This window comes from Pedobacter superstes, assembly GCF_037622515.1.
GTDB classification, from domain to species: domain Bacteria; phylum Bacteroidota; class Bacteroidia; order Sphingobacteriales; family Sphingobacteriaceae; genus Paradesertivirga; species Paradesertivirga superstes.
In genome coordinates this window covers 1,155,069-1,168,369 of sequence record NZ_JBBJCN010000001.1, presented here as the reverse complement: position 1 = coordinate 1,168,369, position 13,301 = coordinate 1,155,069, and the positions used below count along the sequence as shown (strand labels likewise).

The 13,301-nt window shown below is 39.6% G+C and carries 7 protein-coding genes; all 7 read left to right on the top strand.

Going from position 1 to position 13,301, the window contains the following annotated elements; genetic code table 11:
- Positions 1-552: 552 nt before the first annotated feature.
- The 7 genes from WG906_RS04825 to WG906_RS04795 all read left to right on the top strand — a co-directional run bounded on the left by WG906_RS04825 (position 553) and on the right by WG906_RS04795 (position 12,943).
- Positions 553-759, top strand: coding sequence for a hypothetical protein (locus tag WG906_RS04825; protein WP_339991392.1), 207 nt, complete (start codon positions 553-555; stop codon positions 757-759).
- The gene (locus WG906_RS04820; protein ID WP_339991391.1) at positions 756-1,961 is read left to right on the top strand and encodes an SIR2 family protein; all 1,206 of its coding nucleotides are present in this window, start codon (positions 756-758) and stop codon (positions 1,959-1,961) included. The genes WG906_RS04825 and WG906_RS04820 overlap by 4 nt, the downstream gene beginning before the upstream one ends.
- Positions 1,962-2,315: 354 nt before the next feature.
- Positions 2,316-4,526 carry a hypothetical protein gene (locus WG906_RS04815; protein ID WP_339991390.1) on the top strand — a complete coding sequence of 737 codons (2,211 nt, stop codon included), beginning with the start codon at positions 2,316-2,318 and terminating at the stop codon, positions 4,524-4,526.
- Positions 4,527-4,637: 111 nt separating this feature from the next.
- Entirely contained in the window at positions 4,638-6,488 is a 1,851-nt protein-coding gene (locus WG906_RS04810) for an FRG domain-containing protein (protein ID WP_339991389.1), read from the top strand.
- A gap of 375 nt (positions 6,489-6,863) precedes the next feature.
- Positions 6,864-8,117: a hypothetical protein gene (locus WG906_RS04805; RefSeq protein ID WP_339991388.1), complete on the top strand. Its 1,254-nt coding sequence runs from the start codon at positions 6,864-6,866 to the stop codon at positions 8,115-8,117.
- Positions 8,118-8,128: 11 nt separating this feature from the next.
- A complete protein-coding gene (locus WG906_RS04800; protein ID WP_339991387.1) occupies positions 8,129-8,995 on the top strand; it encodes a DUF4238 domain-containing protein in 867 nt (288 codons plus the stop codon).
- Positions 8,996-9,127: 132 nt separating this feature from the next.
- A complete protein-coding gene (locus tag WG906_RS04795; protein ID WP_339991386.1) occupies positions 9,128-12,943 on the top strand; it encodes a hypothetical protein in 3,816 nt (1,271 codons plus the stop codon).
- The last annotated feature ends 358 nt before the right edge of the window (positions 12,944-13,301 follow it).

Sequence of the window (13,301 nt, the reverse complement as noted above, 5' to 3'; positions counted from 1 at the left end):
GTAGCGCGGATTAACATTTACTTTCATGATTTTTCAATATTTAGAGGATAGTGGTAACTGGTGTTTTTTAACATTTTAAATGCCAATTCTACACTGTGTCTTTTGAACCCGGTATCTTAATAAGCTCAAGTTTTATTTAGTAGAAGTATTAAAGCTTCCAATTGTTTCTTACTCCATAAAGGGTCCGACTATAGCCATATGACTGCTATTATCTCAAGCATTTCTAAACTTGGGTTTGGGACTTTAGAAAAAAGCCGATCACTGTGGATATAAGCGAGAGTGAAAGAATGTTTTTGAGGATGAACGTGGCTTTACTGATTTGCGCTCCCCTAGCAATTTGCGCTATCAATTCGTCCAACACAATTCAACGAGTTCAATTGGTGATTTTCCAACAGTTTAAACAACTCCATTATCATAATAACTGCATTCCAACAACATTATCTAATCCTTCTATTTTGTATTTGACGTGTAAAACCTTTTTGATGCCAGTTATGTTGAGTACGTTCAGTAAGAGGAAATTATCTGGAGATAACTTGTTATATTGTCCGGTTGATGTACCCTGAGGCCAAGCATGTTATAGGTGTAGCGATGGAATCCGGTGTTGAACCTGAAAACTTTTCGGAAGATCTTTTATACTTCGATTGCAGCGGATGGAATGAGGAACTAGAAAGACAAACCAAAGAGGATCAGAAACGATTGGGTATATTGGTGGCTCCCGATAGATTTGAACGGAGTAGTAAAGAATATCCTAGCTCATGAATGTACTTATACTCGGCGCAGGCGCCTCGAAAAGCTATGACGCTTCCGTTACTAGACAACGAATGCCGATAGCAAACGATTTCTTTAAAACGTTTCGTCATCTGGAAATCTCGAAAAACCCGTGGGTTCTTATTGGAATGATACTTAATTATTTAAAGACTTTTCATAGCATCGAATTTGAAAATTTCCCGGATTTCAATGGAGATATTGAAGTCCTGCACAGTGAAATTCAAGAAAAACTGATTGATGCCTTGTCGAGATCCGGGGATGCTGAGCCTGACGATGTCGTGATTATTTCGGCCTATACACAACTGTCATTCTTATTTGCTTCGGTTATTAATGAGATTCAAAATGGCCCCGTATCAAATGCCCACCTTAATTTATGCAGCAATTTGAAAGTGAATGATGTGGTCATTACATTTAATTGGGATACTTTGATGGATCGCGCTTTAAGAGAGAGCACAGATTGGACGCCGGAATCCGGATATTTTGTCAAACCCAAACTTATTTTTCGAAATGAATGGAACAAAAGCACTGACCAAGAAAGCACTGCACCGCTATTACTTAAACTGCATGGCTCGACAAATTGGCTCACGAGCTACATTATTGCTGAAGATGGCAAGATGAATTCGATTCAAAATACTGATATAAATGAGTTGTATGTTTATGAGTCGAATGTAGAGCCTTATGCTTGTTACAAAGGGCGCTATATGAGCGGCTATTCTGATTATTCCTATGGTTATTATCCACCCAATCTACCAGTCGATGGAAAGCCGTTACCGGAGGGTTATCTGCTTACACGAATTACCCTAACACCGGAAACTATGCCGGAACCAACTTCAGTAGACAAGGGTTTAGACTCCATGCCATTAATTATTCCACCTGTTAAGCATAAGGATTACAGCTACTTCGGCACGTTGTATAATTCGTTATGGAAGAAATCTGAAGAAAGTCTATCACAGGCAGACACAATCTTCATCATCGGTTATTCTTTTCCGATTACAGACAAACAGACCGATTTGTTATTCAAAAAAGCTTTCGTAAAACGTCACAGTTTCCCCAAAGTAGTGATTCTAAACCCCACGCCAGACACAATAGTTGAGCGATTTATTTACGATTATGGTATTCCTTCAACTCACATCAAAGTATATAAAGAGTTCTTCACTAGCGATTTCAATGTAGATATGCTCTTTGAACGATAGGGCGTTTTTTACATCCGATACCGCTGCGAAACCAACTTGTCCAAGCTGAAATTTTCCGTAACTAATTCAACTTACTTTGTATCTGAAAGAAATATTCAAGAGATAATATAATCAGCTGGATTATCATCCCTCATTAGCCAAATTAACAATGCTGAAAGTTTTGATTAATTTAACCCTTGAATTCAAGGAAAGATGGACGAACTTAAGACTTATATTTTCAGCAAGACTCGAAATACAAGGATTGCTTTTTTAATAGATAAAAGTACTCCTACTGTTCAAATTAAAAAGATCATATGCGATAATTATAAGATCTGGGGTGGGACATATAATCCGATTGTGCCTGTAAGTGGAAATTTGATCGAGAAAGAATGGATGGATTTGTTAGAGCAGATCGACCCAGATATAATATATCACAGCAAATCGTTGAATCCTAGGGAACTCGAAAAATGCGGATTAAAAGTTTATCCTAGAACATATTCAGTTATTCCTGAAAATGGAATTCTGAACCTATCGGGTGTAAATCCTTTTGCCTTTATCGATCACTTTTTCAAATATCAATTAGCCGAGCGACGTCAAGTTAGCCTGCCATATTTTATTAACTGTCCTGATCATATTTTAAAAAATTTCCTATCAATGAACTTTGGTGTACGTGAATTGTATGTTGAAGATGATGGGTATCTGCAGGAAATAGGCAAGGTCGGAATTTACTCAGATAACATTGACAAGGCACTTTCCCTAATGTGGTCTCAGTCGGGATTTATGCAGAACTTGTTATGCGAGTGTTATTTAGGAAACGAAATTTTGCGGCCGGAAAGATGGCAGGCGGAGCAATTCGAGCTTATTATCTATGATGAGGACCAGTGCTTTGATGACCTTATTTACTACTGGAATCGGAGGTTATATCAAAGTCCCTCAATGAAACTTAGACAAATAGCTGTTTCCAATGCTGAATTCGAATTATTGGCTAATGATCCCTTTTTCCATCAGGTGCTTTCCCACAATGCTGGGCAAAACAATATATACGTAACTTCCAGAAGCTTAACTGCAGGTGAGCTTTTGACAATCACGTCTAAAAGCGACCCGAAAAATTTTCGTGTCAGTTTTAAAATACTGGACAACGCGCAGTTTCCTGAAAAATATTTTCAGGTTGATCAAAGTATTCACCAGGCGTGGATTAAAACACTTTTACAAGGGAATGAGGGATTTATTTTTGTTCCTGAATATCCCATTGGAGATCATATTCGCTTACACGGCCAATTTGAACTAGATATCCGGATTAACAATTCTGGTTCCTCAGACCTAAGTGAATTCCGGTTCCCATATTATAGTCTTTTACGAAGAAACGTTAGTGACATACCGGCACGTGTTAATAAATATAATGCGCTAACCTTTCACGTAGACAGCATTATACGAGGAATAGACTTACGGTTGCCCCCAGTAGCAGAGGTTCTCCTTAGGAGAGTGCAGATTCGAGATGTAGCAGGAAACATAGAGCGTCCCATTGGATTATTACAATGTAAATTGAGTGGCGCCGGACTATATTTATCTGCTTTCATGAAACTATTTAGTGACGATTGGTGGTTTGTTCAGCGTTATGTGCTGGATAAATTCTGGCTCGAGATTTTTACCGGAACTGGAAGATATCAAAAAATAAAACAGGCTTGGCAGTTGGATGATCAGTCTCCAAACACCGCTATCACTAATTCAATAACACCAAATTTGTATGGCAAACTTGATAAAGGAGATGGTTTGTTTTCATACAAGGACCTTCAGCATGAACTGAAGTGTATTTATAATTTTTATAGCAAGGAAATTGGTTTAAAAGGGGAAGATAAGGAAGAAGGATATGTTGTCCAGGACAAGAATGCCTTTATCTGTCAGTTCTACCAAAAAGATGTGGAGTCGATACTTTATGCAGTTAGCCGCTTTGTTGAAGTAGAGGCAATCTTCATCGGTCTGAAGGTCAAATGCTATAATTGCGGATCCAATCTGTGGTATTCTTTGAAGGAACTCAGCCACCGAATGACTTGCAGGGGATGTTCCTTCGGGATTTCACCACCACCAGAAAGCACCTTCTATTATAAAGTTAATGACACGGTTTTGAACAATCTGATGAGTGATCCGGTGAAGCGAAAAAAAGCCTATGGTGGCAATTACGTAGTGTTAAAAATTCTAGATCATCTGCGAGACCCCTTCTGTGATCAAATGACTACGGCTTTTGGGTATTCGCCTAGCCTTGATATCTATGTCAGCCACGATGATTTCCAGAAAACCGACTTGGATATTGTCGCTATTCAGGATGGCAAGTTCATTGTTGGAGAAGCAAAAATGAATTTCTCAGATTTTGATCAAAAACAGATCAAACAGTTAATTTGGATTGGAAACGAAATCCGCCCCGATGTGGTTCTGCTTGCCTATAAAGATGGTAAGGTCAGTCAGGATATCTTGGATAAAGTGCAAAGAGGAATTACTTGGCCGCATGTCGAAGTGCGTGCGCAAAAAATAGCGGAATCGAAATTTTTATTCGGCGCAATGCTCGGATTACCTGAGATAGCAAATCACTAGGCAGACGCAGGAAAGAATAAGCACTAGCTATCGTTGGTCCCTAGTCGATTTTGAAGAAAGTCTAGGTACATTTTGTCTTTATTTATAACTTGTAATGCTAAGCATCATTTAATGCATTCATCAGAAGATACATTTCTTAAGGTATTTCAAGATTTGAAATTTCCGTTTCTATCAATCGATACAAAAAACCTAGCGGATATAATTGAGATGAAGAAGGGAGAAATCCCAAACTCATATATCGATATTGCTCTGAATGTTCCGACTGATAAAAAAAAATACTTAATAAACTCTCTCCGGGGAATAATTCATCAAATTGAACCAGGACAGGAAATTCTGACAGTTTTAAGTATGTCACCTCATTTCCGAGATAAGGTAAGCAGCAGTGGTGAATTAAAAGGATTGATTGAAGCAATTCACCCTGCCTTTGCTGTTGCATCAAACGAAAAACTGAGATGGGAGGAGGCTACATATTGGCCAGTTGCATATAACATGATATTTGGTCAATTCATTAATGTGGTTTTATTTTTTAATGAGGCCTTAATTCTAAGGGTGGATGAATTGAACAAATCTGGCGTCAAACCGGATGTTTTCTCAGAATACCCCCGCATGGCACCGACTGCTTTCCATTTTGCGGCAGCATCATTGGGGGCTTGGATAGGTGGTGCAAGTAATATGCAATATTTTTGCCATTATGCAACAAGCCCCCAAATACGCGAAAACGCTATTAATGAAAAGTATCTTCTTCAGATAGGTTATGATGCTGTTTCAGCCAAAGAATTGTCTAATAGCGGCATTATTGGCGTTCCTGCCAGTCTTCTAGCTCCGCTTATGCAAGCTCAGGCGTCGCAATATTTTATATTCGGATCTCTTCAAATAGATGAATGGAATGTCGTTAATTTTCCAAGACTGACGGAGGTAGGGCGTTCTATGACAGATATTCATGAGGAGGATAGACTATCTGGAATAGTAATCGACAAACATTATAGAACACCGTTTTTTGCTAGAAAAATTGCTAACCAAGGATTATTAGGAACTCGTAACGTATTACGTGATCATTATGACAGCTTTTATAAAAAGCTCGGAGTAAAACAACTAATAAGATGCAAACATTTTTGTGCCCCAATCATCGATGTTGGCTCAATCAGGGAAATGGAGTCGTTAATAAAAGAGATTCCAATTTACGACCAAAATGAAATATTTTTTAGAGGACAAACAGCAATGTATACAGTGGAGCGACACGAAAATGTGAAGAAACTGTTGTTTGCTGAATCTTGTAGCAAAGAACCCTCGTTACCAACGGCTGCCAGTCGCCTTAGATTTGATTACGACAAGCTGCATTTTGCTTTAAAGTACTTTATTAATGAATCAATTGAGTTCAATCCAATTTACAAATGGCCGAACTCTTATGAGATATGGAAAGAAAAAGAGAAAAGCCCACTATTAGAATTAGACCACGCACTCACTGCTTTAGCTCAGCATTATGGTATACCCAGCCACGGTCTAGATATTACTACCAGTTTAGATGTGGCTACCTGGTTTGCTACGAATAAGTATCATTATGATGATTCTAGTTTTGCCTGGTATAATAAATTAACCTCTTCAGATTGGGATATTGATCCTGAAAAATGGCCGGTAATATTTGTTTGTCAAGCTGTCACGGATACGATTAAAGCGTCAATGCATACCTGTGAAGAATTGGTTGATCTTGGAATAACTGCATTAAGGCCGGAGAGGCAGCATGCTAAATTTTTTTTAGGGGGACATAACGAACATCAAAATCGATTAGCGGAAATGGTTGTTTGTGTATTTCGTCTAAAGCCAGAAAATTATGCTACAGTTGTTGACTTCGACTTCCTATTCCCAACACCAAGTCAAGATAAAGCATACTCGCTGATGCTAGATTTTGCAAAAGCAGGGGCTTTCCAAAACATTGGGGCAAACAAGGTCAATCGATTTCATTGATGAGGACGTTTTAATTAATAAATTAATGTCATTTAACCGCACTGGCGATGCTAATTACTATTGAATAATTCATCCGGACTTTAGTTTAATTCTCTAAGCAATTTACCAGAAAAGTCGAACAACCGTAATGGTAAGATGATGAATGAAATGCGCTAGGCATCAAGCATTCATGTATTTATTTTATTGCTATATTTAATCTATAAATAAAAGATTATGGGATTTAATGACCACATTGATTTCGAACTTCATGAAGCTATACAAGACCTCATTGATGAGGGCTCACTGGAAGAAGGAACACCTGCTTATGGGTCGCTCAACAGGTCATAACCTCGGGATACGATTCTCTGACCGAAAAACAAAAGTGGGTTTACGACCATGTTACTTCATCGGCTCTCGCTAAACGGAGTGAGAAAATACAGGCGATACAAAGACGCAACTCAATACCAGAATAGCGAAATGAAATTATTTGACGATATAGAACGTACATTCTTAGGTTCTTCCAAGCATAATGAAAAGACATATGACTATTATCAGCGCAGTGCCCGAATAGATATCGGCATCGTCAGAGATAAGCTAAATCATTGGTTCGACGACTATCCTGAAAATGAAAAGAAGGAATTCAAAAGTGGCTTTAAAGATAAGTTCGATGATAGTTTTTATGAATTGTTTATCTTTCAATTATTTAAAAGCCTAGAATTCAGCATAACGGTTCATCCTAAATTACCCAATTCCCCAAAACGTCCCGACTTCCTAGTGAAAAAAGGCGAATTAGAGTTCTATGTAGAGGCCAAAATTGTCAAGAACAAATCTGCCACAGAAGAGGCTCTGGACAGAAAAATCGGTGAGTTTTATGACGGGTTTAGTAAAATCAAACTAAGCAACTTCCTGCTAAACGTCGATTCATTTGTGATAAAGACGCAAAAACAGCCAAATACAAAGGCAGCGGTAAAGTATATCGAATCAGAGGTGAAAAAGCTTGACCCAGAAAAGATCACCCAGGATCTAACTACCTTAGGATTTGACGGTATCCCTATAATAACCTTCGAAAACGAAGATCTCAGAGTTGTTGTAAAGCCTATGCCCACTGTAGTGCCTATTGAAACTGATGAATTAGTAAGGCCCATAGGGATGTACCCCTCTGAAAGTTTTTGGGGAGGCAGCGGTAACTCTATTAAAGACTCGATTGATCTTAAGGCCAAGCGCTATGGAGAACTAGATAAGCCATTTATCATCTGTCTAAATTTGATTGACTATAAAGTTTCTGGTCAGTTTGATGTACAGAAGGCGGTTTGGGGAGATCTAGCGTGGTCTTGGTCAGAAGACCCTAATAACCGAGATGAAAAATGGGTAAGGTCTCGTAACGGGGCTTTCTTAGGAGAGAAGGGCCCGAGGCTAAAAAACTTAAGCGGAATTTTTCTATCGAAAGTATTCCCGCATACTTTACCATCTGCCAAATATTGGCTTTTTGAACACCCATTCTCAGAAAATATATTCGATTTCAATCAACTTGGGTTGATATATAGCTATGTTAAAGAAGGTAAAATCATTGAAAATACAGGGGAAAACCTAGACACTATTTTAGGCATATCAAGAAACTGGCTCATCGCGAACGATACCCCAATTAGCTAGTAATCGAGAGTATGGCACAGCACGAACCAGTGAATCACCATTATGTTTCAAAATGTCATTTGAAGGAGTTTTTCAATTCATATACAAATAAGATTTATTTGTACGACAAGAATCTCCGAAATTTCTACACGCGACCGGGAATTTCAAAAATCTTCAGCTGTAAAAAACTAAATAACAGATTGTGGGACACTGCAATTGATCGTACATCGATGGAACTAGAGCTCCGGGTTATGTTTGAAGAGAATTTTTCCAAGCATTTAAATGTCGTCATAGATTTTATAGATGCCCCATCGATAATTCAGAAAGCCTATGAAGATTTAAATTTTCTCGGTTTAATGGCTTTGGTGGGAGAATATCGCAATCCATTTTACAAGTCTGGCCTCGACGATGCATTAAATAGTCTTGCAAATGATGCTAAAATTCGAGGTGCTCATGTCCCGGATGAGTTAGAGCATCCGGATGTGATATATAAAAACTTAAAGGGCTACATCGATGTAGCCAGCATGTTATTGCAAAGCATGGATCCCATCACATTTTCCATAGTAGTTATTAAATCGACCGATCATTTTATTTTACCTGATACTACTGCATTTCTTGTGAGGCAAAATTTCGATACTGGCAAGGTTATGCAATTTGGCATCCCAGTATCGGATAAGATGTTTGTTTTAGGACGTTCTGAAGCGATTGGCAAAAGGCCTACAAGGATCGTTACAATTAATGAGAATGATGATGAGTTGGTGTTTAAGATCAATTCCGATTTAGTTAATTATGCTTATAAGACAGTCGCCTGTAAGGACGAAGTGTTTCTCCATGAAACAATCGAAAAGATGAAGAAAGTCAGATTTATTGGACAGTATTTCTTCAGTCATACTATCTAGCGATGCTTTGGGTAAAGTTTAATTGTTATAAGAAGCTGCATCTAATGCAGTTGTCGGTGATATGGTAATGTGAACAACTTCAGTTGCGCAATTTGCTTAATCTGACGAAATTACACCGCCGAAGGTGAGCCTATGACAATTGAATTAATCGAAAGCAAAATAAAAGCAATGAACGACGATGCGTTCCATCGCCTGGTTGATCATTATCTTTTTTATGAACATGGTGAGCAGTTCGATTCGATCAATCCCATCGGTCAAGCGGAGGGAAAGCAAAAGTCTAGGGGCGGTACCCCTGACACCCGTATTCAGCTTTCCAACGGTGACTATATTTTCATTCAATACACTACCCAGGATGCGAAGAAGCGAAGTGATTTCCTGAAAAAGTTGCGAGAAGACCTCGAGGCCTGTTTCGATTCAAAGAGGACGCATATTCCTCTACAAAAGGTAGATCATATTATTCTCAGCTATAATAGTAACCCCGATCCGTCAGTAGAACCAGCCCTGTATGAGCTTGCACGTAAGCATCGGGTAACTCTCAAACTCATTAATTTGAGCACTCTTTCGCACAGCATTTACCGCTTCCATCCCTATTTGGCTAAAGAGTATTTAGGTATAGAATTAGACACCTACCAAGTCTTGCCACTAGATGAATTTATACGTGAGTACGAAAAGGGCGGTGTGGCTACGCCGTTATCTAATCCAATTATTCACCGTGAAAGCGAACTAGAACGAACTGAACAATCACTGAATACCTGCCAAATCACCGTTTTGAGCGGCAAAGCGGGCACAGGAAAAAGCCGTATAGCTGTCGAAGCTGTTAAGCGCTTTGGTGCAGGAGGCAGCCGAATAGGCTATTGCATCCGTAACAAAGATCTGCCAGTGATTAGTGACCTTCGGAAACTCATTCAAAAAGACACTGACTACCTGCTATATATTGATGATGCTAACAAAAGCATTGCACACTTACGGGAAGCATTGACATTCTGCCAAGAAAGCCGTTCAACACTGAAAATTATCCTGACGGTGCGAGATTATGCTCTACCCGAGATACTGCCGTTACTGAAGGAGATTGGCCACAACCAGATTACCATTCCCGGGCTGAATGATGACCAGTTGAAAGAGATTATCCAAGCCCCCCCGTTTGACATCCGGCATCATGCATTTATCCGTAGAATATTGGATGTCGCACATGGTAATCCTAGGCTTGCTATTATGACAGCTATCGCCGCAAAAGATGCAACCTTACGCGAGTTGGATAACTTATCTGATATCTATGAAAGATATTTTCAGCGTTTCCAAATCGAGCATAAAACTCTATTCCAGCTAGATAATTTACGTGTTCTCGGAATCCTCTCATTCTTTAAACTGATTGACAGAGAGGATACTGAAACTTCTGCACTCCTATCAAAGTTCGGTGTAACCGACAACGAATTTTGGCAATGCGTTCATGAATTGGATAAACAGGAAATCGTCAACCTATACACCGATCGCTCAATTGTTAAAATCAACGATCAGATTTTGGCAGCCTACTTGTTTTTTAAGTGTTTTTTAGTTGATTGCGTGCTGGACTACCGAATCGTTCTGGATCATTTCTTTCCCTCGCACAAAAGCCGCGTTCGTTATACCGCGATAGAGGCGGTAAATACCTTCGGTTATGAAAATCTGGAAAACCTGATTAAGCCATTCGTTACCCAGAGATACCACGCTTCGTGGTCAAAGGAGGCGGATAGGCGCGAATTTTTAGAGACGTTTTGGTTTTATTTACCAGAAGAAGCACTGCACTACCTAAACCAACAGATTGTTCCTTTGCCAGAACGATCGCTGGCCTTACAGGATAAGATTGGATATGCACACTCGGAAAAACAGCTTTTGATGCAAGGCGACCAAGTGTTGAACAAGGATGAAAAGGACGATCTTTTTGATCTTCTTTGGACAATTCAGGAAGCAGTCAGCCCATATTTCGACACAGCAACTGAATTATTGTTCTTTCTGCTTGAAAAACGGCCGGAGCTTGCCGAACGGGCCGCTCGGCTCATACAAGGATCACTATCTTTTAGTCACCCCGATCCTGGCTATTGGCAATACAGAGAAGCACAATTCAATCAATTGTTCCAAAAGGAGCTACAGGCTGGAAAAATTCATTTAGATTACCTGTTTTTTCGATTATGTCCACATTTCTTGAAAACACATTTCCAGGCAAACAGCTTTGCAGGAAAAAACAAGATTCGCTTTGGCAAAGTGGATATCGTTCTTACCGAGGAGATCAAGGAGATCCGAACGTTTTATTGGAAGAGATTGGAAATATATTTTCCTCTATATCCAAAGATTTCAGTCCATGTTTTACGTTCAGTGTTAGACGGCTATTGGATGGATTTCAATCAGGAGATAGCTCTATTCGACGAGCCACATACCGTTTCTATCCTGAGCAACTGTCTGAATTCGGATCAGCTTGATCACCTGCTGCTTATCCAGCGCTTTAGTGATAAGATGAAACGTAGAAAACTAATAGGAGAAGAGTTGCTAAAACTCGGAAAGCAATGTACAGATCATTGGAAATATAAGTGGTTCGCTGCGTTGGATTGGAATATGCTTCGTAATAAAGAACGATACGAATATGAACTTGAGGGTAGAGATTGGGACAAGATTGAAAAGCGGTTGGACAAATTGAAACACAAGGAATTACTAACAACTTTTCCTTTTCATACTTCGGGGGAGTTCCTCAGTGTTTTCGAGTTTCTACTGGAATGTATGGATGCGGACAATTGGGATTTTTATAACATTGCATCTTCAACCAATATTCTTTTTATCCACTTTTTCGAAACAAGCCCAAATGAGTTTATTGTTTTTTTGGCCCAGGCGGTCCAAAACGAACGTTTTGTCCGAACCACCCGCTATGAGAGCCTGTTCAAAAACATTATAAACTTTGATCCAGCATTAATCGTCCCGCTGGAGCAACTCATCGAACACTCGCACGTAAGTTATCGCCAGGTACTATTATTGGCTTTATATGATATCCTTCCCCGTGAACTGATCACCGAAAAACATTACGCCCGCTATTCTTCAATATTGCTTAACCTTGAAGGCCGCCTTTACCTAGAGTTCAAGAATGAACAACATTTCAGGAGGTTTAACGGCAATTTCCTTCCCGAACACCTGAACGCGCTGCTGACTCGCTCTAAATTAGGTGCTTGTACTTTTATTTTGGATAGGAACGATTTTCTGATATCACATTACGAACTTCTCAAGCACGAACCAAAGTTAATTCGGGAAATTTACCTGTACCAAGATTTCGCGCATGATATGTTCGACTTTGAATGTAAGCAGTTCATATTCCTCTTAAAACAAGATCGGTTCTTTTTTGAAACGTATCTTTCCTCGATTGTTAAGGACAAAAAATTCCGGCGTCAGGAACAACGGCATCTCGGCTCACTTTGGAAACAAGAAAATTTTCTAAGGTTAATCACTAAGGCGGTCGACTATCTTTTTAAAAAACGTAATACGCATTGGCGTATAGAAAGCACGATAGAAGATCTCTTTGACCAAATTTCTGGCGTTACCGATTTTGACAATCGCAAACTAGATTTTTTCACCCTCTACATTGATAAAAACTTTAAAAACAGCGAAAAAATGAAGTTCTGTTTTAAAATCATCAATGATAAACTATCGGCTCAGAAGGACAATCTAGCGTTGCAATTTCTACGCCTAAACCCTGCCTTGGACGATTTCAAAAAGATTAATTGGACGGCTTCAGGTGTGGTATTACATAGCGGTGATTTCATAGCGGGGGAAAGGGACAGTGCAATTTACACACGTCTTAAAGAACTCATCCAGACTCTTGAACCCAAACGCAATTTCTTAGGTCACTTAGACTTTCTGAACCAGCGGATCGACTATGCGAGGCGCAGTGCTGCATATGACAGGCGTTATAATTTTCGTGACGACGAATGATTAACCTTTGCTTTTCGTCAGTGGGCTTTAAACACTGTTCATGTGCAAACAACGGATGACTAAACTAATTCGGCACACGTCTCTTTTGGCTTTTGGTAGAGGCAAAAAAAATGAGCGCGGGCTTGGCGAGGCAAGACGTTGAGGCTACGAAAATACTATCCGGAAGCAAAGCGAAGGTGTGAAGATTTTTTAGCCCAAACCCATAGGGATCGGCCTTGCCTGCCGCAGCGGTTTACGTTTGCCGATACAAAAGCCAAAATGAATGAAAGAGAATCATCGGATGTTAGCGAGAAGCAACTGGAGAAAGAAAGTCCGGGACCTGTACCGAATTAGGGGATCGATTTCCCTTCTGCATCGC

Coding starts and splice junctions, on each gene's coding strand:
- WG906_RS04805 (WP_339991388.1), top strand. CDS start 6,864: ATGTTACTTCATCGGCTCTCGCTAAACGGAGTGAGAAAATACAGGCGA.
- WG906_RS04820 (WP_339991391.1), top strand. CDS start 756: ATGAATGTACTTATACTCGGCGCAGGCGCCTCGAAAAGCTATGACGCT.
- WG906_RS04810 (WP_339991389.1), top strand. CDS start 4,638: ATGCATTCATCAGAAGATACATTTCTTAAGGTATTTCAAGATTTGAAA.
- WG906_RS04800 (WP_339991387.1), top strand. CDS start 8,129: ATGGCACAGCACGAACCAGTGAATCACCATTATGTTTCAAAATGTCAT.
- WG906_RS04795 (WP_339991386.1), top strand. CDS start 9,128: ATGACAATTGAATTAATCGAAAGCAAAATAAAAGCAATGAACGACGAT.
- WG906_RS04825 (WP_339991392.1), top strand. CDS start 553: ATGTACCCTGAGGCCAAGCATGTTATAGGTGTAGCGATGGAATCCGGT.